Raw genomic sequence first — 22,109 nt, forward strand, 5'->3', positions numbered from 1 at the left:
ACCGTTGCCCCGTTGCATCACGGGGCGGAAATCGCACGGCACCGTGAATTGCCCGGCACATCGGCCCCGAATTTAAGGGAACGGGGCGGAATCGTTGCGGTATGTTCGAATCAGCCTGATTCGCCGCAGCTTTGAGCTTCAATCTCCGCGTGGCGAACGCGGCAACAGTACCGTCACCGCGTTCAGATGGCTCATGGGCCCTGGCACCCCACGCCGCCGGGGCGGAAATTCGCAATCCCTCGATGCTTCCCGGCTTTCGCTTCCTGTTTGCCGCGATCCTGCTGTCAACCTCCATCCTGGTGTTCGGCCTCGGCGCCGCCGCGCTGCTGCGGGCGAGCCATGAGCAGTATGTCAGCAACCCCTCCTGGCGGAACGGCCCGCAGGAGCAGATGTTCGCGCAGGCTCCCGAGCCTGCCCCGCCGGTGCTCGCGGTCCTTCGCGCCGAGCCGGAAGCCACCGCCGAGCCCGAACCGTCGCTGCGCGACCAGGTCCCGACCATCGGATTGCCGGCGACCGAGCCCGAGCAGCTCGCCGCGCTGACGACCGAGACGATTCAGCCGCAGGTCGCGGCACCCGCGACCGACGCCGTGGCCGCCGAACCGGCCAAGGTCGAGGCGGCGACGGAGGCCATCGCGCCGGCGCCCGCCGACACGCTCACTTCAGCCGACACCACGGCCTCGATTCCGGAGACCAAGCCCGACTTGAAGCCCGCCGCTGTCGCAGCCGCCGCCGAGCCGGCGCCGGCTGATCAGGCCCTCGCCGCCTCGGCGCTCGATGTCGCCGCGACCAGGCTGGCCGCTCTGAACGAGCCGGCGACGACGGCCGTGAAGGATGCGCCGGCGAAGGCCAAGGTCGATGGCAAATCCGAGAGCAAGCCCGACGACAAGGCAACCAAGCGCAAGGCGAAGGCCAAGAAGCGGCACCGCGTGGTGCGGCGTCCGCCGCCGCAGCAATTGCAGCAGCAGCTCGATCCGTTCGGGCAGCAGCAGACATTTGCGACGACGACCACGCGGACGCGGTGACCATTTTGCCTCTCCCCGCAAGCGGGGCGAGGGAGCGCACCCTTATCGTGGCGTCACGCCGGCCCGGTCGCGATGGCCGGGCCTTTTTCCTGGCCCCATTCCGACCACGAGCCGTCATAGAGCGCGGTGTCGGTGACGCCTAAGCGATACAGTGCGAGCGTCAGCACGCCGGCCGACACGCCCGAACCGCAGCTCGTCACGATCGGCGCATCCAGCTTGACGCCGGCATTGGTGAAGGCGGCGCGGAGATCGTCGAGCGGCTTCATCTCGCCGGTCGCAGCGTCGAACAGGAGATTGTAGGGCACGTTGCGGGCGCCGGGGATGTGGCCGGAGCGGATGCCCGCCCGCGGCTCGGGCGCGCGGCCCTCGAAGCGGTCGGCGGCGCGGGCGTCGATCACCTGCTCTTTCCTGCTTTCGACATTGGCGACGAGCTGCTGCATGCTGCGCACGCGCTTCGCGTCGAAGCTGGCTTTGAAGGTCGCCCCCTTCGGCTTCACCTCGCCGCTCTCCACGGCGCGCCCCTCGGCGCGCCACTTCTTCAAGCCGCCGTTGAGGATGCGCACGTTGCCGTGGCCGAAGGCCAGGAACATCCACCACGCGCGCGGCGCGGCAACCCAACCGCCGGAATCGTAGAGCACGACGGTGTCGGCGTTGGAGATGCCGAGACCGCCGATGTCACGGCCGAACTGCTCGGCGCTCGGATACATATGCGGCAGCGGGTTGGAATGGTCCGACACCGCGTCGACGTCGAAGAACGCGGCGCCCGGCAGATGCGCGGCGAGATAATCGTCCTTCGGCAGCGGCAGAACGCCGGGCAGCTTGAAGCTGGCGTCGAGCACCTTGACGTTGGCGTCATTGATGTGGGCGGCGAGCCATTCGGTGGAAACGAGAGGGTCGGTGGCCATGCTTCTTTACTCTCCAGTCGTCATGGCCGGGCTTGACCCGGCCATCCATCCTTCTTGAAATGATGGACACGCGGGTCAAGCCCGCGTGTGACAGGTTAACCCTTCTTCTTCGGCTCCCACTTCTCCACCGGCCCGCCGGCATCGCGCCAGGCGGCGTAGCCGCCGGCGATGTGGGCGACGGGCCTCAATCCCATGTCCTGCGCGGTCTTGGCGGCGAGCGCGGAGCGCAGGCCGCCGGCGCAGTGGAACACGAACTTCTTGTCCTCCTGGAAGATCGGCTTCGCATACGGGCTCTGCGGATCGATCCAGAATTCCAGCATGCCGCGGGTGCAGGCGAACGCGCCGGGGATGCGGCCGTCGCGCTCGATCTCGCGGGGATCGCGGATGTCGACGATGACGACGTCGCCGTTCTTGGAGATCTCGATGGCGTCCTTGGCGGTGAGCGTCTCGATCTCGGCATTGGCCTCGTCGATCAGCGCCTTGATGCCGCGGGTGATGGTCTGGGGCATTGGGTCTTCCCTCTTGTCTTCCTCGTCATTCCGGGGCGGTCCGCAGGACCGAACCCGGAATCTCGATCGTCATATTCCCATCTCGAGATTCCGGATCGGCCGCTTCGCGGCCGTCCGGAATGACGGTGGATGGCGCTAGTGCGTCAATTCCTTCATCGCGCCTTCCAGACCCTCGATCGTGATCGGGTACATGCGATTGGCGAAGATGCGTTTGATGATGGTGGTCGATTCCGAATAGTCCCAGTGCTTCTGAGCGACCGGATTCAGCCACACCGCATGCGGATAGGTGCGGATGATGCGGTCGAGCCAGACCGAGCCGGGCTCCTCGTTGACGTGCTCGACCGAACCGCCGGGCACCATGATCTCGTAAGGCGACATCGAGGCGTCGCCGACGAACACGATCTTGTAGTCGTGCGGATATTTGTGCAGCACGTCCCAGGTCGGGGTGCGGTCGGTGAAGCGGCGCTTGTTCTGCTTCCACACGCCTTCATAGAGGCAGTTGTGGAAGTAGAAATACTCCATGTGCTTGAACTCGCTCTTCGCCGCCGAGAACAGCTCCTCGACCTGCTCGATATGCGCGTCCATGGAGCCGCCGATGTCGAAAAACACCAGCAGCTTCACCGCATTGCGTCGCTCAGGGCGCATGTGCACGTCGAGATAGCCGTGATTGGCGGTTTCGCGAATGGTGGTGTCGAGATCGAGCTCGTCGGGCGCGCCGGTGCGGGCGAACTTGCGCAGGCGGCGCAGCGCCACCTTGATGTTACGGATGCCGAGCTCGACATTGCCGTCGAGATCCTTGAATTCGCGCTTGTCCCACACCTTCACGGCGCGGTTGTTGCGGTTCTTCTCCTGACCGATGCGGACGCCTTCGGGATTGTAGCCGTGCGCGCCGAACGGCGAGGTGCCGGCCGTGCCGATCCATTTCGAGCCACCCTGGTGGCGGCCCTTCTGCTCCTCGAGGCGCTTCTTCAGGGTCTCCATGAGCTTGTCCCAGCCCATGGCCTCGATCTGCTTCTTCTCTTCCTCGCTGAGATATTTCTCGGCGAGCTTCTTCAGCCACTCCTCGGGAATCTCCGCCTTCTCCATGGCGTCGAGCAGGTTTTCCAGCCCCTTGAAGACAGTGCCGAAAACGCGGTCGAACTTGTCGAGGTTGCGCTCGTCCTTCACCAGCGAGGTGCGGGACAGATAGTAGAAATTCTCGACCGAATAGTCCGACAGATCAGCGTCGAGCGCCTCCATCAGCGTGAGGTATTCGCGCAGCGTCACAGGGACCTGCGCGTCGCGCAGAGAGGTGAAGAATTGCAGGAACATGGCTGACAGATTGCCCGTCGGGGGACGAACGTCAAGGGGCGGAGATCGACCTTGGGCGCTGGACCGGGAGGCTTTTTGCTCTAGAATTGGGGTCCTCACGGGGTTGTTTTGGGGACGTTTGCAATGGGAATTGTCGCAGCACTCATCATCGGCGCGATCGCAGGCTGGCTCGCGGGCAAGATTGTCCACGGGGCGGGATTTGGTCTGATCGGCAACATCGTTGTCGGCATCATCGGCGCGCTGGTGGCGAGCTGGGTTCTGCCGCAGCTTCACATCGGGCTCGCAACGGGCACGTTCGGCGCCATCGTGGACGCCACGATCGGCGCGGTGATTGTGCTGGTCATCCTTTCGCTGATAAAACGGGTCTGAAAGCCTGACCGAACCAGGAACGGCCGCCGCGAGCGGCCGTTCGCTTGTCGCGACGGGACTTAACGCCTCTCGCCGACGATGACCCAAGGACACGCGATGAAATTTACCGGCACCAAGGACTATGTTGCGACCGACGATCTCAAGGTCGCCGTCAATGCCTCGATCGTGCTCGAGCGCCCGCTCCTCATCAAGGGCGAGCCCGGCACCGGCAAGACGGTGCTGGCCGAGGAAGTGGCCAAAGCGCTGAACGCGCCGCTCCTGACCTGGCACATCAAGTCCACCACCAAGGCGCAGCAGGGCCTCTACGAATACGACGCGGTGTCGCGCCTGCGCGACAGCCAGCTCGGCGACAGCAGGGTCACCGACATCAAGAACTACATCAAGCGCGGCAAGCTGTGGGAGGCCTTCACGGCCGAGCAGCGCCCGGTGCTCCTGATCGACGAGATCGACAAGGCCGACATCGAATTCCCGAATGACCTCTTGCTCGAGCTCGACCGCATGGAATTCCATGTCTACGAGACCGGCGAGACGATCAAGGCCAAGCAGCGGCCGATCATGATGATCACCTCCAACAACGAGAAGGAGCTGCCGGACGCGTTCCTGCGCCGCTGCTTCTTCCACTACATCAAGTTCCCCGACGCCGACACGATGGGCCGCATCGTCGACGTCCACTTCCCCGGCATCAAGAAGCGCCTTGTGGAAGAGGCGCTGCGCATCTTCTTCGAGGTGCGCGAGGTGCCCGGGCTGAAGAAGAAGCCGTCGACGTCGGAGCTGCTGGACTGGCTCAAGCTGCTGCTCAACGAGGACATGAGCGTCGAGCAATTGCGCGAGCGTGACCCGCGCAAGCTGATCCCGCCGCTGCACGGCGCGCTCTTGAAGAACGAGCAGGACGTGCATCTGTTCGAGCGGCTGGCGTTTTTGAGCCGAAGGGAGGTTTGAGTCTATCGTGTCCCGGACGCGCTGCAGCGTGCAACGCTGCGGCGCAGAGCCGGGACCCAGAGCGCAGCTCGGATTGCTCTGACGCATGGGCCCCGGCTCTGCAGCGCACCGCAAGGGCGCTGCGCTGCGTCCGGGGCACGAGAGCGGAGTTCGTGCGCGCCCCTCTCCACGTCATTGCGAGCGCAGCGAAGCAATCCAGAATCCCTCCGCGGCGGCAGGCTGGATTGCTTCATCGCAAGGGCTCCTCGCAATGACGGAGCAAGCGGCAACGGCCGCGGCTCTTCAGCACACACCCTAATCCCAGACACGCCTTCGCAGCCTCGCGGCGCATCTCACCCGAGCTTTGCTTCATCTCTCGCTCCCTCTTCAGTCAGAGGGCGCAGGGAAGGCCGGGTGCCGACTGGCACCCGCGGTCTGCCGCGCGAAAAGCACACGCGAAAAAGACCGCACAGCAGCATACAGGTGTCGCCGAACACTCGGCCTTCCCTGCGCGATGGTCGGACGGCTTATGCCGTGATCTCCCGGGAGCCGAACTTTCCTTTGGCCTCCCTCGCCCCGCGAATTGGATGATGCAGTCTGCCCGGTTGGGCTCGCTCGCACCTTCGCTAGACTTGACCGTGGCAACGACGGTCAGGACCACACGGTTTTGCCGTACGCGCGTTCGCTGGTCACCACATTATCTCCCGGGCTTGTCGACGTTGCCGGAAGAATGTGGCGAGACGAACTGAACAACGCCGCTCGTCCGCACGAAGCCTCGGGCTCACAGGGACTACCCGCCCTGCCCGCGCCTCTCGCGCACGACGCTGCCGCGTCCACCGCAACCCGGCCCGCGTTTCGAACGACTCGCGAACCGCCCCTCTTCGTCAGGCCGGGCTGTTTCGGGTTATGCCGTAATTCCGAATTTCGGTAAAGTGGAATATTTTTGCGCGGAGGGGTTGACGGGGTGCGGGGTGTTTTGCCCGACGGGCTGCGAAATGAAACCAGCCCCTCCGCCTACATTCTCCCATTCGCAAAATCGAGATTTCGTCGCCCACTCTCCGGATCTCGTCCAAGCACCGTGATGCAACCTAACAAGTTTCCTGCTGCATCCCGGAAAGCGGCAACGCTGCTGCTCGGTCCGAGGAACGGGTACACTTGGATCGGGTCGCGCTCGCCGCAGTCGGACAAGGAGTCGATTAACTCGGCCATTCCATAGGTCTCGATACCTTTTTCCTCGCAGAGTCGTTGCCTGATCTGGTATGTCCGCAACAACTCGCCAGCTGTGGCGCTCGCACCACCGGTGTTGCCCGCGAAAACAACCTGAGGATCATCAGCAACAGACAGTGCGACTGCGGCCCATTTCTGCGCATTCTGCTTCAAAGCATCCGACAGTCTGTTCTTCTCGTTCTTAACCTCCATCACGACACCTTCCGCTTGACCGCCTTGCGCAAGGTCTCGTCGATCCGCGATTGCCAGCCCGGCCCGGTCGACTTGAAATGCTCGACCACTTCCGGGCTGAGGCGCAGGGAGACGAGCTTCTTGGTCGGCGCCTTGTTCGGACCCCGGCCCTTGCGGATGGATGCGCTGAGATCGGGGAAGACTTCGGCGAAGGGCCGCGCCTTGGCGAAATCGGCCTTGGTCAGCTCCGGATTATCGCTTACCGCGCGCAAATCCTTCCTTGTGTAGCCCGACTTCTTCTTAGCGTTCGGCATAGCGTTTCCTGGTTAGGATGTGCTGTGCAAACGACAAAAATCGCTCACGGCACGCCGAGAACTTGTTCCAAAGTATTATGCACGTCAGTTACGAAGCGTTGATAGGCAGCCCGATCTCCGCCTTGCTCTACCATCCGTTCGGCCTGCCAGTCCAGGAAGGAAGGCAGATACCAAAGCAAGGATAGCAGACGCTTCGGCACCATCTCTTCATCGCCAATGCTGATCGCGCGCAGGGCGGCGAGGACCGCTTGTGCTCGCGTGGCATCGTAATCGCCATTGCGGACACGATCGAAGAAGCCGTTCGTATTCCACTCGACTTCCAGCTGTTCGATGATCGCGGCTATAGTCATCGGCTGGTCCCTTTAACATGCAACATCTGACTCGCGGAGAGTCCCCCTCACCCGGATCGCATCTGTCGATGCGATCCGGCCTCTCCCCGCAAGCGGGGAGAGGCGAAGGACCTCACGCCACCGCGGCGTCCGGAATGCGTGCGGCTTCCATCGGTGTCTTGCCGCGGATCAGGTCCGAGGCGCGGTCGGCGATCATCATGGTGGAGGCGTTGAGGTTGGCCGAGATCATGCGCGGCATGACCGAGGCGTCGATGACGCGGAGGCCTTCGAGGCCGTGGACGCGGAGCTGGTCGTCGACGACGGCCCAGTTCGAATCCGCCGGGCCCATGCGGCAGGTGCAGCCGGGGTGGAAGGTGGTGGTGCCGCGTTCGGTGGCGGCGGCCAAAAACTCGTCGTCGGTGTTGATGTTGGGGCCGGGGAAATCCTCGTAGGCGTAATAAGGCGACAGCGGTGCGCTCTTCAGCAGGCGCCGCGCAAGCTTCATGCCGCCGACGATGACGCGGCGATCGAGCTCGGCGTCGAGATAATTGGTCTGGATGACCGGCGGCGCGAACGGATCAGAGGAGCGGATGCGGACATAGCCGCGGCTCTCAGGGCGCTGCTGCCAGGACGCCACCGTCATGCCGGGCTCGTCCTCGAGCTGGCCCTGCACGCCTTCCTTGTAGGACGCGGGCGTGAAGGTGAGCTGGAGGTCGGAGGAGTCGGCGCTCTCACCGGAATGCCAGAAGCAATAGACCATGGTCGGCGACAGCGAGAGCAGGCCGCGGCGCGCGGTGGCCCATTTCAGCGCCTCGATCCACAGCGAGACGCCGCGGCGAAGTTCGTTGATGGTCTTGATGTCCTTGACGCGCGCCACCGTGCGCGGGGCGTAATGGTCCTGCAGGCCTTCGCCGACGGGGAGCGCATGACGCACCGCGATGCCGTGCTGCTGCAGCAGCTCGGGCGAGCCGACGCCGGAGAGCTGCAGCAGCTGCGGCGAATTATAGGTGCCGCCGGACAGGATGACCTCCTTGTTGGCGCGCACCTCCACCGGCGTGCCACCGCGGCCGCCCTTGGTATAGCGCACGCCGACGGCGCGCTTGCCCTCGAAGATGATCTCGGTCGCGTGCGCATGGGTGTGCACATGCACGTTCGGCCGCTTCATCGCGGGCTTGAGGAACGCGGTCGAGCCGGAGACGCGCAAGCCCTTGTCGATGGTGCGCTGGCAGTAGGAGACGCCCTCCTGTATGGCGCCGTTGTAATCGGGGTTGCGGGGAATGCCGAGCGAGACCGCGCCTTCCATGAACGCTTCGCAGAGCGGATCGCGCCAGTCCATCGTGGTGACGGTGAGATTGCCGTCGCGGCCGCGGAACGTGTTGTCGCCCTCGCCGACCCGCTTCTCCAGCCGCTTGAAATAGGGCAGCACGTCGGCATAGCCCCAGCCGCGATTGCCCATCTGCGCCCAGGTGTCGAAATCCATGCGCTGGCCGCGATTGTAGATGTGCCCGTTGATCGAGGACGAGCCACCGAGCGTCTTGCCGCGCGGCGCGTAGATGCTGCGCCCGCCGGTCCAGGGCCCCGGCTCCTGCTGGTAGGCCCAGTTGATGCTCTTCATGTGGAAGGTCTTGATGAAGCCCGCCGGCAGATGGATGTAGGGATGCCAGTCGGAAGGACCCGCTTCCAGCACACAAACGCTGGTGTTCGGATCTTCGCTCAGCCGGCTGGTGAGCACGCAACCGGCGGAGCCTGCGCCGATGATCACATAGTCAAATCTATCCATGGTGTCCCGGCCGCCTTCAGCGCGGCTTTTCGTTGAGTTGATAGTTGAGATGCGCCTTCACCGTCGGCCATTCGGCGGCGGTGATGCTGTAGACGACGGTGTCGCGCAGCGTGCCGTTCGGCGCGATCTGGTGACTGCGCAGGATGCCGTCCTGCTTGGCGCCGAGGCGCTCGATGGCGCGGCGGCTCTGGTGGTTGAAGAAATGCGTGCGGAATTCGACCGCGATGCAGTTCAAGGTCTCGAAGGCGTGGCCGAGCAGCAGCAACTTGCACTGGGTGTTGAGCGGGCCGCGCTGCGCGCTCTTCGCATACCAGGTCGAGCCGATCTCGACGCGGCGGTTGGCGGCGTCGATGTTCATGTAGGTGGTCTGTCCGACGATCTTGCCGCTCGCATCGAACACGGTGAAGGGCAGCATCGAGCCTGCGGCCTGCAACCCCAAGCGGCGGTCGATCTCCTTGGCGACGTTGTCCGGCGTCGGGATCGCGGTGTACCAGATGGTGTAGAGATCGCCGTCCTTCACGGCCTCCACCAGCCCCTCGCGGTGCTCCTTCGACAGCGGCTCGAGACGGGCGTGCTGTCCACGCAGGGTGATGGGATCAGGCCAGGGCATTTGAGGTCTCTCCTACGTCATTCCGGGATGGTCCGAAGGACCAGACCCGGAATCTCGAGATTCCGGGTTCGATGCTTCGCATCGCCCCGGAATGACGATAGCGCAAGCGCAATCGTCACTTGTTCAAAAAGTTCAACGGCAAACCGCCGCGCGGCCAGTCCATGGCGACGAGCTCGCCCTTGCCGGACAGCGTGATATAGGCGGTCTTCAGCTCGGGGCCGCCGAAGGCGATGTTGGTGGTGACGCGGTCGCCGGTCGGGACCTGCTCGACCAGCGTGCCGTCGGGCGCGATCACCGAGATGCAGCCGGAGACGAGGGTGGCGACGCAGACATTGCCGCCGGCTTCCACCGCGAGCGAGTCGAACATCTGGTAGCCGCCGAGGCCGCAGATCGGCTTGCCCCGCTCACCGCGATAGATCACGTCGCGCGGCTTCAAGGTGCCCGGCGCCGAGAGCTCGTAGGCCCAGAGCCGGCCGGTCGGCGTCTCCGCGATGTAGACGGTATTTTCATCCGGCGACAGGCCGATGCCGTTGGCCGGCAGGATGCCGTGCACGATCTCGACGAGCTCGGTCATGCCGGGCTTGAGGTAGTACATGCCGCCGACATCCATCTCGCGCGCACGGCGCTTGCCGAGATCGGAGAACCAGAGCCCGCCCTGCTTGTCGAACACCAGATCATTCGGTCCGCGCAGATCGTGCTCGCCGCATTTCGTCACGACGGTCTCGACCTTGCCCGACTGCAAATCGACGCGCTGGATCGAGCCACCGAGATAATCGTCGGGCTGCGGACCCGGCATGATCATGTTGCGGGTCGGGATCCAGGAGAAGCCGCCATTGTTGCAGACGTAGATCTTGCCGTCGGGTCCGAGCGCGGCGCCGTTCGGGCCGCCCGGAATCTTCGCCACGATCTCCTTGCGGCCATCGGGATAGACGCGCGTCAGGCGCTGACCGCGGATTTCCACCAGCACCACCGAGCCGTCCGGCATCACGACCGGCCCTTCGGGAAATTCGAGGTCGGTGGCGAGAACGCGGACATCAGACATGTGAGACCCTCCCGGCTGCTTGTTCTGACTTGCACGGGATGTCCGGCTCGGCCCCACACGCAAGATTTGCCCGAGGTTATGGCAAAGTCGCCTCGGCTTGCCAAGCAAGCGGGATGGTATGCCAGCGTTGCGCTTACTCCTTCACCGGCACCCAGATCTGAAAGCCGCCATTGCCGGTTGCGGGATCGAACGTCACGTCGTAGCGCTCGAAATTCGGTGCGTCCGCGGCCTGCAAACCCGAGCCGGGCAGCCATCGATTCCAGATCGTGTTGACGGTGCGGCGGATCGAGGCGACGTGGTCGGTGTGCGTGAACACCGCATAGCGCTGCTCGGGGATGCGGATGCGGGCGAAGCGTCGCGGCAGATCCGAGAAATCGGCGACCTCGACGCCGGCGATGTAGTCGAAATTGCCGGCATCGTCGCCGTTGCAGCAGACGCCGTAGGCGACCTGTCCGACCCTCGCGGGAATGTCGGCGACCTCCTGATGGAAGCGGTGCCAGAGGCCGGGAATGACGGCGCCGTTGTCGCAGGAGATGCGCTCGGCAGGACCGGCGACCAGGAAGGCCTTCATGGTTTCAAAACGCGGCGGGGCGAGATGGTCGAGCATGGTGGAGTCCATGAGGATCGGCTCCTGAAGCTTGAGCTGGTTGACGCACATTGCCGCCCTCACCGCTTCGGGCGTGGCGCCGAACTGGTCGCGGAACGCGCGGGTGAAAGCCTCGTGCGAGCCGTAATCGGCCTCCAGCGCGACGCTGAGGATATCAGGCGCGCCTTTCGCAAGAAGACGCGCAGCCTCCGTCAGCCGCCGCGCGCGCACGTAGCGCATCACCGGCAAGCCGGTGGCCGCGGCAAACGCGCGCACGATGTGGAACCGTGACACGCCCGAGATCGAGGCGATCTCGTCGAGCGCCATCGGCTCGGCCAGATGGCTCTCGATGTACCAGAGCGCGCGCTGCGCTGGGTTCATGGTGACTACTCTCGTTCGAAGCGCGGAGATGATGGGCTGCCGCCACCGGCTTCGCTTGATCCGCATTGCTGTCCGCGCACAAGGATAGTCCGGGAATGGCCACTGGCAACGCCCTGGCATTCGCAGCTACACTCTCCAGAACCGCTCACGAGAAAGAGGAACCCGCGTCATGGAAATCACCGATGTGCGAGCGCACCATATCCGCATCCCCTATGACGCCGGCGTTGCGAGCTTTCGCCAGGGCGCGTCCGCAATCACCGCCCTCGACATGGTGCTCATCGAGGTCTTGACCGATGCCGGACTGACCGGCTGGGGCGATGCCTTCGCCTACGTCTGCCCGCGCACCACGCGCAGCGCGGTGGAGGAGATGATCGCGCCGCAGGCCCGCGGAATGAAGGTGCCCGATGCCGCCGGCATCCCCGCCGCGATGGAGCAGATCCAGCGCAACCTGCACCTGTTCGGCCGCTACGGCATCACCATGTTCGCGATCTCGGGGCTCGACATCGCGCTGTGGGACTTGGCGGCGAAGGTGCAGGGCGTGCCGCTGCATCGCCTGCTCGGCGAAACCAGGCGCACCGCCATTCCGGCCTATGCGAGCCTGTTGCGGATCGGCGCACCCGACGACATCGCGGCCGAATGCAGGAAGGCGCTCGCGCTCGGCTATGGTGCGATCAAGCTGCACGAGACCACGACGCCTGCGGTGCTGGCCGCGCGCGCGGCGATCGGGCCAGGCATTCCGCTGATGGTCGACATGAACTGCCCGCTCACGGCCGAGCAGGCGATCGCGTTCGCTGCGTCATGCCGCGACGCGCGACCGATGTTTCTGGAGGAGCCGGTCTGGCCGCCGGAAGACTTTGCCGCGCTCGCCGAGGTCCGCAGCAAGGGCGGGCTCGGCATCGCCGCGGGCGAGAATGCCTGCACGGAATATCAATTCCGCCAGATGATGGAAGCGGGCGCGGTGAGCCACGCCCAACCGTCGGTGACCAAGGTCGGCGGCATCACGGAATTTCTGAAGATCGCGGCGCTGGCAGATCGGCTCGGCGTCAAGGTCGTCCCACACTCCCCGTATTTCGGGCCGGGCCTGCTGGCAACGTTGCACCTGCTCGCAACGCGCGAGGACGGGCTGGTCGAGATGTTCTATCTGAAGCGCGAGGCCTGCCTCTGGGGCGGCCGCGCGGATAGCGATGCCACCGGCCATGTCGCGGTGCCGACAGGACCGGGGCTCGGCCATGAGCCGGACCGGGGCGTGATGGAGCACTATCGCGTGGCGTGATGGCCGCCTCTATTTCGCGGCGTCCTTGGGCGGCGCGTCCTGCTTCTTTTTCAGATCGTCCGCCTGCTTCGCTTGCGCCGTCTGGAGATCGCCGATCGTCTTCTGCAAGCCTGCGAGCGTCACCTTCAGCGCGTCGATCTGACGGTTGGCTGCGTCCAGCTTCTGCTGATGGTCGAGCGTGAGCTTGGTGATCGTCTTCTGCAGGAAGTCGATATTGCTCTGCAGGCAGCTGGTGCGCCGCTCCATGGTCTTCTCGACCGTGCAGATCTCGATGCCGGGCACGTCCTGCGCGTGCACCGGCGCATCCGCCAGCGTTGCGAGCAGCAATATCGCGAAACAAAGCCCGGCGTTTCGAAGCAGCATGCAGGTTCCTCGTCCATTCGATCACGGCAATGTGCGCTGTTTGCGCGCAGCCGCCAGAGGCTACCACACTGGTACCGCATTCTCGCGTTGAGCTTGCATCCGTTCCCTCGGACGGGGAACGATGATCCGCACGCGGAAGAAGTGGGCGCTCTTTCCGCGGCTTTGATTAGGGGAGATTTTTGGAATGGCAACGCGCGATAGACGATTGGCGGAATTCGACGGCGCCGGAGAACCACCGCCGGGCCTGGCGCTCGAGGTGCTGTGCGAGGACCACAGCGGGACGTACCAACTGCCGTTCGCCTGCCGCTATGTCGAGGGACGCTGGCAGAACCATGAGGCGGGCATTGCGGTCGAAGCGACCGTCATCGGCTGGCGCCTGCCGCGCGTGAAGCAGCGCGGGGCCGCCTGAAGCCTCCATGGCTGTTCCAAAATGCAACGGCGCCGCGCTCCGCCTTAACCTTCGGAACGCGGCCCGAACGAATCACGTCCGAATCAGCCGAACGACCGTGTACGCACCTGTTCACGGCTAGATGTCGGTGCGGCCGTGCAGATGCGTACAACATCTGTGCGGCGGGGCGAACGGCAGCGACCCGAAACGGGCGCCAAAGGTTAATCCGGACAAGGGCATAGCTCGCCCAGACCGCCGCGATCGGTCCCGCCCCCGAAACAGGCAAGGCCGCGTCAGGACTGCCTAATATTCGACCTCGAGCTCCTCGATCTCGGCCGGCTCCTCCCGCGCGGCCGCGATCCATTCGGCCATTTCGGGCATCGCCATGATGGTGTCGGCATAGGCCTTCAGCCGCGGCTCCAGCTTGACGTCATAGGTGACGAAGCGGGTCACCACGGGCGCGTACATCGCGTCCGCCATGGTGCGCCTCCCCCCGAACAGGAACGGGCCGCCCGACCTCTCAAGGCAGTCACGCCAGATCGACCAGACGCGGTCGATGTCGGCCTGCGCACGCGACCAGATCTTGAAGCCGGGAAAATGCCCTTTCAGATTCACCGGCAGCGAGGCCCGCAGCGTGGTGAAGCCGGAATGGATTTCGCCCGAGATCGCGCGGCAATGGGCGCGCTGCACGCGGTCATCAGGCAACAGGCCGGCGGCCGGCATCACCTCGTTGAGATATTCGGCAATCGCCAGCGTATCCCAGACCACTGCGCCCTCGTGCCGCAGGCACGGCACCAGGATCGACGACGACAGCAGCAGGATTTCCGCGCGCGCCGACGGATCGTCCGGCGCGGTGACGATTTCCTCGAAATCGAGCCCGGAGAATTTCGCCAGCAGCCAGCCACGCAGCGACCAGGACGAATAATTCTTGCTGCTGATGGTCAGTGTCGCCTTTGCCATGTGGCTCTTCCCTTAACGCCTGATCGCGGGCGCCGCGCCGCCGCGCGGGCCAGCCGGTGTCCTGTGCTTCCCGCCCAGAGAGCAGCAAGCGACGTGCCAATTTTCCGGGCGGTCCGGCTCCGGTCTGGCTTCGATATTGCATCACGACATGAGAGAGGTAGGCGTTTCAGCATGATGTCGATGTATTATCAGGCCTTTCAGAACCACATGGACCTGACCGCGCCGTGGCGCGCCGGGGCTTCGTCCGCACTCAAATTCCTCAATCTGGTGCCGCAGGGCATGTCGGATCAGGTGGTCGGCCGGCTGTCGGCGGCGCTGGAGCTGATCTCGCGCTCCACCCTGACCTACCACCGTCCCGCCTACGGCATCGACAGCGTCAGGGTGGGCAATCGCGAAGTCGCCGTCACCGAGGAGATCGCCTACGCGACGCCGTTCGGCTCGCTGCTGCACTTCAGGAAAGAGGGCGTGGGCGAGCAGCCGCGCATGCTGCTGGTGGCGCCGATGTCCGGCCATTTCGCGACGCTGTTGCGCGGCACCGTGCAGACGCTGCTCCAGGACCACGACGTCTACATCACCGACTGGCACAATCCGCGCGACATCCCGCGCAGCGAGGGCCGTTTCGGGCTCGACGACTACACCGAGCATCTCATCGACTTCCTGGGCCAGCTCGGCCCACGCCCGCACATGGTCGCGATCTGCCAGCCGTCGGTGTCGGCGCTCGCGGCCGCCGCGATCATGTGCGAGGACAACCATCCCTCGCGCCCGGCGACGCTGACGCTGATGGCAGGCCCCATCGACACCCGCATCCAGCCGACCAGGGTCAACGACTTCGCCAAGAGCAAGCCGATCGAATGGTTCGAGCAGAACCTGATCAACTACGTGCCGGTGCAATGCCGCGGCGCGTTGCGAAAAGTCTATCCCGGCTTCGTGCAGCTCACCGCCTTCGTCTCGATGAATCTCGAGCGCCACATCAAGCAGCACATGGACCTCGCCAACCACATCGCCAAGGGCGAGAAGGAAAAGGCCGCGACCATCAAGACCTTCTACGACGAATATTTCGCCGTGATGGACTTACCCGCAGAGTTCTACATAGAGACCGTGCGCGACGTGTTCCAGGAGCATCTGCTGCCGCAGGGCAAGTTGATGCATCGCGGCCGTCCCGTGAACACAAAAGCCGTCAGCCGGATGGGGCTGATGACGGTCGAGGGAGAGAAGGACGACATCTGCTCGATCGGCCAGACGCTCGCCGCGCAGGACCTCTGCACGGGCGTGCGCGCCTATCGCCGCGTCCACCACATGCAGGCCGGCGTCGGCCATTACGGCGTGTTCTCGGGCCGACGCTGGAACAACGAGATCTATCCGCTGCTGCGGGATTTCGTGCACGTGAATTCGTGAGGCATTTGCGCCGTTCGTCAGGGCGATCGAACGACGCTATCAGTTTGGAAAGATGAGGCACGTCGTTGTGCCATGCGCGAGCAGACGTCCATGGGCATCGACGACCCGTCCTTCGGCAGTGCCGATACGGCGGCCGCAGTTCAGTACCTTCCCTTCCGCCGTGATCAGGCCGGTCTGCGGGGTGATCGGTCGCAGCAGCGAGATCTTGAACTCCAGCGTCGTCTGCGAGATGCCCTTGTCGAGCATCGTCTGAACCGCCAGCCCCATGCAACTATCCAGCAGCGTCGCCGTCAATCCACCGTGCACGGTGCCCGCCGGATTGAGGTGAGCGTCAGTCGGCTGCATCGAGACGACGACACGACCGCTCTCCGCGTGAGCCACATCGTAACCGAGTGTCCGGGCAATCGTATTGAGAGGAAGCTCGCCTGTCGCCAGTCCGCGGACGAACTCCAAACCACTCAATTGTCTTTGCTGCTCCGCGCTCACCGTCCCATAATTCTTGTCGATCACCACATTCTCCCCTTCGTTCGTTCAGCCTCGGCATTTGGCGACATTCTCTTTCGCAGCGCCGACGGCGGCCGGCCATAGAGCCGCGCAAACGCAGCATTGAGTCGCCTGGGGCTCGAAAAGCCAGCGCGCTCGGCGACCAACCGGATCGAAAGGTCGGTATTGTCGAGCAGCCGCTTCGCTCGGCGAACGCGCAGCGACAGCGCAACCTGCAACGGAGAGGCATCAAGATGTTCGGCAAAGAGGCGCGAAAGGTGACGCCCTCCCACACCAAGGCGCTGCGCAAGCCGATCGACCGTGTCTCGGTCGAGCGCTCCCTGTTCGATCAGCGCCAGCGCACGCTCGACCGTCGTCCTGGTACCCCTCCAAGCCGGACAGAACGGAGCCGTTTCCGGTCGACATCGCAGGCACGGCCTGAAGCCGGCGCGCTCTGCAGATGCGGCGCTTCGATGGAATGAAACGTTGCGCGGCAACGGCGTTCGCACCCGGCACACTGGACGGCAATAGACGCCGGTGGTCTTGACCGCGACGAAAACGATTCCGTCCCAAGCCGGGTCGCGGCGTTTGAAGGCCTCGTACTGGGCGGCAAAATCGAGCATGCCGCAACATAACGACCGCGCTCTCGCAAGGCGACCCGAATAAGAAGATCACGTCCGAAAACGACACCGCCCGCGCGTCAATTCGTGATGCGCTTCACGCCGACCACTCCTCGCCCCAGACCTGCACGACGTGGCCGGGCGAGACTTCGCGATACTGCCGCACCGGCGGCTGATAATCCGGCGCGCGCACCGGGCTCCTGATCTCGTCGTTGGCCACCTCGCGCCGGGTGCCGCGACGTGACGGATCTGGAACCGGCACGGCGGCCATCAGCTTCTTGGTATAGGGGTGCTGCGGATTGCCGAACACGTCGGCGCGCGGACCGATCTCCACGATCTCGCCGAGATACATCACGGCGACGCGATGGCTCATGCGTTCGACCACCGCGATGTCGTGGGAGATGAAGAGATAAGCGAGGCCCATGCTGGCCTGCAGGTCGAGCATGAGATTGACGACCTGGGCCTTGACCGAGACGTCGAGCGCCGAGACCGCCTCGTCCGCAACGATCAGCTTCGGCCCGAGCGCGAGCGCGCGCGCGATGCAGATGCGCTGGCGCTGGCCGCCGGAGAATTCATGCGGAAAGCGCGCGGCCATGTCGGCGGAAAGGCCGACACGCACGAGAAGGTCGGCGACCTCATCGCGCGCCTGCGACGCCGTCGCGAGCCCGTTGGCGAGCAGGGGCGCAGCGATCGCCGTTCCCACCGACATGCGCGGATTGAGGCTCGCGAAAGGATCCTGAAAGATGATCTGCATCTGCTTGCGGAAATCGCGCAAAGCCCGGCCGCTCATCGCAAGCACGTCCTGGCCGTCGATCAGAACCGTGCCGCTGTCGGGCTCGGTCAGCTTCAGGATCGAACGGCCCGTCGTCGACTTGCCGCAACCGGATTCGCCGACCAGCGCCAGCGTCTCGCCGGCGCGCAAGGTGAAGGAGACGTTCTCGACCGCGTGGACGCGGCCCGAGACTTTACCGAACAGGCCCGAGCGGATCGGAAAGCGCGTGGTGAGCCCTGCGACTTCGAGCAGCGGCCGCTCGGCCGTCGAGACGGTGTCGGGCGTCTCCACCGGATCGTCCGAGGTGCCGGTCACCTTGTCGACGATCGGAAAGCGCATCGGTCGCGCACGTCCATCCATCGAACCAAGGCGTGGCACCGCTGCGAGCAGAGCGCGGGTGTAGGGATGCGAGGGCGCTTCGAAGATGCGCGCGGTGGCATCCGTCTCCACCGCCTGCCCGCCATACATCACCACGGTACGGTCCGCGATCTCGGCGACCACGCCCATGTCGTGGGTGATGAAGAGGATCGCCATCCCCTCCTCCCGCTGGAGCTCCTTCAGGAGCTCCAGGATCTGGGCCTGGATGGTGACGTCAAGCGCGGTGGTCGGCTCGTCCGCGATCAACAGCTTCGGCTTGCAGGCCAGCGCCATCGCGATCATCACGCGCTGGCGCATGCCGCCGGAGAAACGATGCGGATGCTCGTGGAAGCGCGACTTGGCCGCGGGGATTCGGACGCGATCCAGCAGGCGGATGGTCTCGGCCTCCGCCGCCGCGCGCGACAGACCGCGATGCTGGATCAGCGCTTCCGCGATCTGGAAGCCGATGGTGAGCACCGGATTGAGGCTCGTCATCGGCTCCTGGAAGATCATGGCGACATCGTTGCCGCGGATGTCTGTCATGCTGGCTTCCGGCAACGCCAGCAGATCGCGGCCGGCGAGCATGACGCGGCCCTCGACGAGGCCAATGTCCTTCGGAATGAGTCGCATGATCGACAGCGCAGTGACGCTCTTGCCCGACCCGGACTCGCCGACGATCGCAACGGTTTCACGGGGCGCAACGTCAAAGGAGACGTTGCGGACGACGGGAATCCATCGTCGCTCGAGCATGAAGGAGGTGGTGAGGCCGGAGACGGACAGCACGGGGGACTGTGCTTGGGAGACGAGTGGGGCTGGTGCGTTTGCGCCGGTGCTCATGCGAGTGTCCTAATAGCCGCGCGTGCGATCGACACGCCCCGGCAATTCCTCGCCACGGCGGTGACGGCCGATGACATCGAGCACGAAATCGACGGCCGTATCCGGCGCGGTCATGGCTGCATTGTGCGGTGTCATCAGGATGCGGGGGTGGCTCCAGAACGGATGTCCCTCAGGCAGCGGCTCGGGATCGGTGACGTCGAGCACTGCGCCGGATAGCGCGCCGCTGTCGAGGGACGCGAGAAGATCGGCCTCGACGAGGTGCGGGCCACGCCCGACGTTTACCAGGGACGCGCCGCGCGGCAGGCGCGCGAACAGATCGGCATTGAGGATGCCGCGTGTCTCGTCGGTCAGCGGCAGCAGGCAAATGAGGATGTCGCTCTGCGCAAGGAAGCCTGGCAGCGCGTCGGCACCGGCATAACAGGTGACGCCATCGATCTCGCGCGGCGAGCGATTCCAGCCTGACAGCGGAAAGCCAAACGCCTTGAGGCGCTCGAGCACCGCCTGCCCGAGCTGGCCGAGCCCCATCACGCCGACGCGTCGGCGCCTGGCCGGCGTGATCCGGATCTCGCGCCAGACCTGCTCTCTCTGCTGGCTGATGAAATCGAGGAGGTCGCGATGCAAGGCCAGCACGGCCATGGTGACATATTCGACCATGGTCTCGGCAATCCCTGGCTCCAGCATGCGGACCAGCGGAATATGTGCCGGGACCTTCGTGGCATCGAACTGGTCGACGCCCGCGCCGACCGAGAACACCAGCTCGATGTTGGGGAACGTCGCCGCGATGTCGTCGGGCGGCACCCAGGCCACAAGGTAGCGGACGTCGGCGGGATCGCCGATGTCAGGCCAGAGCCGGAACGGCACATCGGGCGCGCGCTCCGCGAAGAATGCGGCCCACTCGGCGCCACGCACCATGTTGGCCTTGTAGAGGACCGTCATGCGGCCCTCAGAACGGGCTGACCGGCGCCAGGCGGCGGCCGTCGATCATGCGCTTGTGGCTGTAGGGCTCGGGATCGACCAGCGGCGTGGCGCCGGTGACGATGTCGGCGGCGAGCTTGCCGGCGGCGGGGCCGATGCCGAAGCCGTGGCCGGAGAAGCCGGTGGCGAGGAAGAAGCCGGGCAGCGCATCGACCGGCGAGATCACCGGGATCGTGTCGGGCGTGCAGTCGATGGTGCCGCCCCAGGCTTCCGCGATCTCGATGTCCTTCAGATCGGGGTTGGCCTTGATCAGCGCCGCGAGCGCCGAATTGACCAGCGACATGTCGGGCGCGGGATCGCGCACCCGCTCGGTCTCGAACGGCGACGGCTTGTCGAAGCTCCAACTGGTGCCGCGCATGAGCTGGTCGAAGAACGACTTGCCGAACGACAGTTTCAACCCGTTCTTGCGATGCAGATAGGTCGGCCAGAAGGTCCAGGCGTAGCGGAGCAGGTCCGGCGACAATTCGACGGTGCCGCGATTGCGCAGCGCCAGCGTGTAGCCGCCGTCGAGGCGGCGGCGGATGCAATAGAAGTCAGTGCCGAGTGCGCCCGCGGTGATCTCCGGTCCCGGAGCGGTGCGGCACGCGGTGGCGTTGACGAGACCGATCGGCAGCTCGATGCCGTGACGGCGGCAGAACAGCGACGACCACGCGCCGCCGGAGAGCAGCACGGATTGCGTGCGGATGGTGCCCTTCTCGGTGACGACGGCGCTGACGCGCCCGCCCGTCGTCTCCAGCCCGCGCGCCGCACAGCCCTGATGGATGGTGACGCCGTGTTTTCGCGCGGCAATGGCGAGCGCGGGCACGGCCATCGACGGCTCGGCGCGGCCGTCACTCGGCGTGTGCAGGCCGCCGACCCAGGTGTCGGTATTGCCCGGCATGCGCTCGGCGACCTCGGCCGGCGTCAGCACGGTCGAGTGAACCTGCATCTCGCGCGCAACGGCGGCCCATCGCTCCCAGCTCGCGAGCTCGTCCTTGCTCTTGGTCAGGAACAAGACGCCGGTGCGGCGGAAACCGGCATCGACGCCGGCATCGTTCTGCATGTCCTCCCACAGCCGCAGCGCCTCGCGGGCCAGCGGGATCTCCTCACGCGCGCGGCCCTGCTGGCGGCACCAGCCCCAATTGCGGCTCGACTGCTCGCCGCCGACATGCCCCTTTTCCACCAGCGCGACGGAGTGGCCCTTCTTCGCCAGATGATAGGCCGCGGAGACGCCGATCACGCCGCCGCCGATGACGACGACGTCCACCTGCGCCGGCAGGCGATCGTCGCTATTGATACGGTTGAGCGGCGGGGACATGGGGCACTCCTGGAAGCTGGTTCGATCGAGTCTTACGTGTCATGGGATGTTCATGCGCGGATCGAGCGCGTCGCGCAGGCCGTCGCCGAGGAAGTTGAAGCTGGTCACCGCCAGCGTGATGGCAACGCCCGGCGCAATCGCGAGCCACGGCGCGCTGGTGAGATAGATCTGCGCGTTGTTGAGCATGTTGCCCAGGCTCGCAGCCGGCGGCTGGACGCCGTAGCCGAGATAGCTGAGATAGGATTCCAGCAGGATCGCCTTGGCGACGTTCAGCGTCGCCGCCACCACGATCGGCGCGATCGCATTGGGCACGAGCTCGCGGAACATGATCCGCAGATTCGACGAGCCGAATGCGAGCGCGGCGACCGCAAACTCACGTTCCCGCAGCGAGCGGACCTGGGCCTCGACGACGCGGGCCACCCACATCCAGGCGGTCGCCGCAATCAGCACGGTGGTGGTGACGAGACCCGGCTCGGTGAGCGCCGCCAGCGCAAGCAGCAGGAAGATGGTCGGAAAGCACAGCACCGCATCGACGAGCCGCATCAGCACCGCGCCGACCACGCCGCCATAGAAGCCGGCAAAGGCACCGACGACGATGCCGACGGCCATGGCGATCACCATCGCAACGATGCCGATCGTGAGCGAGACGCGGCCGCCCATCATCAGCCGCGCCAGCACGTCGCGGCCGAGCTCGTCGGTGCCGAGGATATGCGCGCCGGACAGCGGCGGCGCGAACCGCTTCATGATGTCGATATAGGTGTCGTCGAACGGCAGCAGATAAGGACCGATCGCCGAGCCGAGCACGAGCACCAGAATGATGACGGCACCGGCGAGCGCCAGGCGATGCCGGCGGAAGCGCCGCCATGCGGCCTGGCCGGGCGCGAGCTGTGCCGAGGTGAGGGTTGCAGCCGTCAT

General features: G+C 65.2%; 24 protein-coding genes. 6 read left to right on the forward strand and 18 right to left on the reverse strand.

Annotated elements, in window-relative coordinates; genetic code table 11:
• Positions 1-242: 242 nt before the first annotated feature.
• Positions 243-1,022, forward strand: coding sequence for a hypothetical protein (locus tag UNPF46_RS02585; RefSeq protein ID WP_142248932.1), 780 nt, complete (start codon positions 243-245; stop codon positions 1,020-1,022).
• 53 nt (positions 1,023-1,075) lie between these two features.
• Here UNPF46_RS02585 and sseA read toward each other — a convergent pair whose 3' ends face one another.
• The 3 genes from sseA to UNPF46_RS02600 form a co-directional block, all read right to left on the reverse strand.
• Complete coding sequence (gene sseA, locus UNPF46_RS02590) at positions 1,076-1,927, reverse strand: 3-mercaptopyruvate sulfurtransferase (RefSeq protein WP_142248933.1); 852 nt, start codon at positions 1,925-1,927, stop codon at positions 1,076-1,078.
• A 95-nt stretch (positions 1,928-2,022) separates the two neighbouring features.
• Positions 2,023-2,436, reverse strand: coding sequence for a rhodanese-like domain-containing protein (locus UNPF46_RS02595; RefSeq protein WP_100178401.1), 414 nt, complete (start codon positions 2,434-2,436; stop codon positions 2,023-2,025).
• Positions 2,437-2,571: 135 nt separating this feature from the next.
• Positions 2,572-3,747 carry a vWA domain-containing protein gene (locus UNPF46_RS02600; protein WP_100178400.1) on the reverse strand — a complete coding sequence of 392 codons (1,176 nt, stop codon included), beginning with the start codon at positions 3,745-3,747 and terminating at the stop codon, positions 2,572-2,574.
• A gap of 123 nt (positions 3,748-3,870) precedes the next feature.
• Between UNPF46_RS02600 and UNPF46_RS02605 the strand changes: the two genes are divergently transcribed.
• The gene (locus tag UNPF46_RS02605) at positions 3,871-4,116 is read left to right on the forward strand and encodes a GlsB/YeaQ/YmgE family stress response membrane protein (protein WP_142248934.1); all 246 of its coding nucleotides are present in this window, start codon (positions 3,871-3,873) and stop codon (positions 4,114-4,116) included.
• 96 nt (positions 4,117-4,212) lie between these two features.
• Entirely contained in the window at positions 4,213-5,055 is an 843-nt protein-coding gene (locus UNPF46_RS02610) for an AAA family ATPase (protein ID WP_142248935.1), read from the forward strand.
• A gap of 993 nt (positions 5,056-6,048) precedes the next feature.
• On the opposite strand, the gene UNPF46_RS02625 is transcribed toward UNPF46_RS02610, so the two are convergent.
• The 7 genes from UNPF46_RS02625 to UNPF46_RS02660 all read right to left on the reverse strand — a co-directional run bounded on the left by UNPF46_RS02625 (position 6,049) and on the right by UNPF46_RS02660 (position 11,474).
• Positions 6,049-6,453, reverse strand: a complete 405-nt coding sequence (locus UNPF46_RS02625) for a hypothetical protein (protein ID WP_142248936.1) — start codon at positions 6,451-6,453, stop codon at positions 6,049-6,051.
• Positions 6,453-6,746 (reverse strand): BrnA antitoxin family protein, encoded by a 294-nt coding sequence (locus UNPF46_RS02630; RefSeq protein ID WP_142248937.1) that lies wholly within the window; start codon positions 6,744-6,746, stop codon positions 6,453-6,455. Before UNPF46_RS02630 ends, UNPF46_RS02625 begins: the two co-directional genes overlap by 1 nt.
• Before the next feature lie 44 nt (positions 6,747-6,790).
• Positions 6,791-7,096, reverse strand: coding sequence for a hypothetical protein (locus tag UNPF46_RS02635; protein WP_142248938.1), 306 nt, complete (start codon positions 7,094-7,096; stop codon positions 6,791-6,793).
• A gap of 112 nt (positions 7,097-7,208) precedes the next feature.
• Positions 7,209-8,855, reverse strand: coding sequence for a GMC family oxidoreductase (locus UNPF46_RS02640; RefSeq protein ID WP_142248939.1), 1,647 nt, complete (start codon positions 8,853-8,855; stop codon positions 7,209-7,211).
• 16 nt (positions 8,856-8,871) lie between these two features.
• Positions 8,872-9,465 carry a GNAT family N-acetyltransferase gene (locus UNPF46_RS02645; RefSeq protein WP_100178396.1) on the reverse strand — a complete coding sequence of 198 codons (594 nt, stop codon included), beginning with the start codon at positions 9,463-9,465 and terminating at the stop codon, positions 8,872-8,874.
• Between the two features lie 115 nt (positions 9,466-9,580).
• A complete protein-coding gene (locus tag UNPF46_RS02655) occupies positions 9,581-10,507 on the reverse strand; it encodes an SMP-30/gluconolactonase/LRE family protein (protein WP_142248940.1) in 927 nt (308 codons plus the stop codon).
• 133 nt (positions 10,508-10,640) lie between these two features.
• Positions 10,641-11,474, reverse strand: a complete 834-nt coding sequence (locus tag UNPF46_RS02660) for an AraC family transcriptional regulator (protein WP_174719040.1) — start codon at positions 11,472-11,474, stop codon at positions 10,641-10,643.
• 169 nt (positions 11,475-11,643) lie between these two features.
• Between UNPF46_RS02660 and UNPF46_RS02665 the strand changes: the two genes are divergently transcribed.
• Positions 11,644-12,747: a mandelate racemase/muconate lactonizing enzyme family protein gene (locus UNPF46_RS02665; protein ID WP_142248941.1), complete on the forward strand. Its 1,104-nt coding sequence runs from the start codon at positions 11,644-11,646 to the stop codon at positions 12,745-12,747.
• A 9-nt stretch (positions 12,748-12,756) separates the two neighbouring features.
• Here the strand turns inward: UNPF46_RS02665 and UNPF46_RS02670 are convergent, their stop codons facing one another.
• Positions 12,757-13,110 (reverse strand): hypothetical protein, encoded by a 354-nt coding sequence (locus tag UNPF46_RS02670; protein ID WP_142248942.1) that lies wholly within the window; start codon positions 13,108-13,110, stop codon positions 12,757-12,759.
• A gap of 184 nt (positions 13,111-13,294) precedes the next feature.
• Here UNPF46_RS02670 and UNPF46_RS02675 point away from each other — a divergent pair, with 184 nt between their 5' ends.
• Positions 13,295-13,519 (forward strand): hypothetical protein, encoded by a 225-nt coding sequence (locus tag UNPF46_RS02675; protein WP_028138161.1) that lies wholly within the window; start codon positions 13,295-13,297, stop codon positions 13,517-13,519.
• A 282-nt stretch (positions 13,520-13,801) separates the two neighbouring features.
• On the opposite strand, the gene UNPF46_RS02680 is transcribed toward UNPF46_RS02675, so the two are convergent.
• On the reverse strand, positions 13,802-14,458 hold the full coding sequence (locus UNPF46_RS02680) for a glutathione S-transferase family protein (protein ID WP_100178392.1): 657 nt from the start codon (positions 14,456-14,458) through the stop codon (positions 13,802-13,804).
• Positions 14,459-14,629: 171 nt separating this feature from the next.
• Between UNPF46_RS02680 and UNPF46_RS02685 the strand changes: the two genes are divergently transcribed.
• Complete coding sequence (locus UNPF46_RS02685) at positions 14,630-15,853, forward strand: polyhydroxyalkanoate depolymerase (protein WP_100178391.1); 1,224 nt, start codon at positions 14,630-14,632, stop codon at positions 15,851-15,853.
• A gap of 39 nt (positions 15,854-15,892) precedes the next feature.
• Here UNPF46_RS02685 and UNPF46_RS02690 read toward each other — a convergent pair whose 3' ends face one another.
• The 6 genes from UNPF46_RS02690 to UNPF46_RS02715 all read right to left on the reverse strand — a co-directional run bounded on the left by UNPF46_RS02690 (position 15,893) and on the right by UNPF46_RS02715 (position 22,109).
• Positions 15,893-16,360: a PaaI family thioesterase gene (locus UNPF46_RS02690; RefSeq protein WP_502705479.1), complete on the reverse strand. Its 468-nt coding sequence runs from the start codon at positions 16,358-16,360 to the stop codon at positions 15,893-15,895.
• A complete protein-coding gene (locus UNPF46_RS02695) occupies positions 16,360-16,959 on the reverse strand; it encodes a bifunctional transcriptional activator/DNA repair enzyme AdaA (RefSeq protein ID WP_100178390.1) in 600 nt (199 codons plus the stop codon). Before UNPF46_RS02695 ends, UNPF46_RS02690 begins: the two co-directional genes overlap by 1 nt.
• A 94-nt stretch (positions 16,960-17,053) precedes the next feature.
• On the reverse strand, positions 17,054-18,922 hold the full coding sequence (locus tag UNPF46_RS02700; protein ID WP_142248944.1) for an ABC transporter ATP-binding protein: 1,869 nt from the start codon (positions 18,920-18,922) through the stop codon (positions 17,054-17,056).
• A gap of 9 nt (positions 18,923-18,931) precedes the next feature.
• A complete protein-coding gene (locus UNPF46_RS02705; protein ID WP_142248945.1) occupies positions 18,932-19,858 on the reverse strand; it encodes a 2-hydroxyacid dehydrogenase in 927 nt (308 codons plus the stop codon).
• Positions 19,859-19,865: 7 nt separating this feature from the next.
• A complete protein-coding gene (locus UNPF46_RS02710) occupies positions 19,866-21,194 on the reverse strand; it encodes an NAD(P)/FAD-dependent oxidoreductase (RefSeq protein ID WP_142248946.1) in 1,329 nt (442 codons plus the stop codon).
• A 39-nt stretch (positions 21,195-21,233) separates the two neighbouring features.
• A complete protein-coding gene (locus tag UNPF46_RS02715) occupies positions 21,234-22,109 on the reverse strand; it encodes an ABC transporter permease (RefSeq protein WP_100178386.1) in 876 nt (291 codons plus the stop codon).

This window comes from Bradyrhizobium sp. UNPF46 (assembly GCF_006658625.1).
GTDB classification, from domain to species: Bacteria; Pseudomonadota; Alphaproteobacteria; order Rhizobiales; family Xanthobacteraceae; genus Bradyrhizobium; species Bradyrhizobium nitroreducens.

Coding starts and splice junctions, on each gene's coding strand:
- UNPF46_RS02585 (WP_142248932.1), top strand. CDS start 243: ATGCTTCCCGGCTTTCGCTTCCTGTTTGCCGCGATCCTGCTGTCAACC.
- sseA (WP_142248933.1), bottom strand. CDS start 1,927: ATGGCCACCGACCCTCTCGTTTCCACCGAATGGCTCGCCGCCCACATC.
- UNPF46_RS02595 (WP_100178401.1), bottom strand. CDS start 2,436: ATGCCCCAGACCATCACCCGCGGCATCAAGGCGCTGATCGACGAGGCC.
- UNPF46_RS02600 (WP_100178400.1), bottom strand. CDS start 3,747: ATGTTCCTGCAATTCTTCACCTCTCTGCGCGACGCGCAGGTCCCTGTG.
- UNPF46_RS02605 (WP_142248934.1), top strand. CDS start 3,871: ATGGGAATTGTCGCAGCACTCATCATCGGCGCGATCGCAGGCTGGCTC.
- UNPF46_RS02610 (WP_142248935.1), top strand. CDS start 4,213: ATGAAATTTACCGGCACCAAGGACTATGTTGCGACCGACGATCTCAAG.
- UNPF46_RS02625 (WP_142248936.1), bottom strand. CDS start 6,453: ATGGAGGTTAAGAACGAGAAGAACAGACTGTCGGATGCTTTGAAGCAG.
- UNPF46_RS02630 (WP_142248937.1), bottom strand. CDS start 6,746: ATGCCGAACGCTAAGAAGAAGTCGGGCTACACAAGGAAGGATTTGCGC.
- UNPF46_RS02635 (WP_142248938.1), bottom strand. CDS start 7,096: ATGACTATAGCCGCGATCATCGAACAGCTGGAAGTCGAGTGGAATACG.
- UNPF46_RS02640 (WP_142248939.1), bottom strand. CDS start 8,855: ATGGATAGATTTGACTATGTGATCATCGGCGCAGGCTCCGCCGGTTGC.
- UNPF46_RS02645 (WP_100178396.1), bottom strand. CDS start 9,465: ATGCCCTGGCCTGATCCCATCACCCTGCGTGGACAGCACGCCCGTCTC.
- UNPF46_RS02655 (WP_142248940.1), bottom strand. CDS start 10,507: ATGTCTGATGTCCGCGTTCTCGCCACCGACCTCGAATTTCCCGAAGGG.
- UNPF46_RS02660 (WP_174719040.1), bottom strand. CDS start 11,474: ATGAACCCAGCGCAGCGCGCGCTCTGGTACATCGAGAGCCATCTGGCC.
- UNPF46_RS02665 (WP_142248941.1), top strand. CDS start 11,644: ATGGAAATCACCGATGTGCGAGCGCACCATATCCGCATCCCCTATGAC.
- UNPF46_RS02670 (WP_142248942.1), bottom strand. CDS start 13,110: ATGCTGCTTCGAAACGCCGGGCTTTGTTTCGCGATATTGCTGCTCGCA.
- UNPF46_RS02675 (WP_028138161.1), top strand. CDS start 13,295: ATGGCAACGCGCGATAGACGATTGGCGGAATTCGACGGCGCCGGAGAA.
- UNPF46_RS02680 (WP_100178392.1), bottom strand. CDS start 14,458: ATGGCAAAGGCGACACTGACCATCAGCAGCAAGAATTATTCGTCCTGG.
- UNPF46_RS02685 (WP_100178391.1), top strand. CDS start 14,630: ATGATGTCGATGTATTATCAGGCCTTTCAGAACCACATGGACCTGACC.
- UNPF46_RS02695 (WP_100178390.1), bottom strand. CDS start 16,959: ATGCTCGATTTTGCCGCCCAGTACGAGGCCTTCAAACGCCGCGACCCG.
- UNPF46_RS02700 (WP_142248944.1), bottom strand. CDS start 18,922: ATGAGCACCGGCGCAAACGCACCAGCCCCACTCGTCTCCCAAGCACAG.
- UNPF46_RS02705 (WP_142248945.1), bottom strand. CDS start 19,858: ATGACGGTCCTCTACAAGGCCAACATGGTGCGTGGCGCCGAGTGGGCC.
- UNPF46_RS02710 (WP_142248946.1), bottom strand. CDS start 21,194: ATGTCCCCGCCGCTCAACCGTATCAATAGCGACGATCGCCTGCCGGCG.
- UNPF46_RS02715 (WP_100178386.1), bottom strand. CDS start 22,109: ATGACGGCTGCAACCCTCACCTCGGCACAGCTCGCGCCCGGCCAGGCC.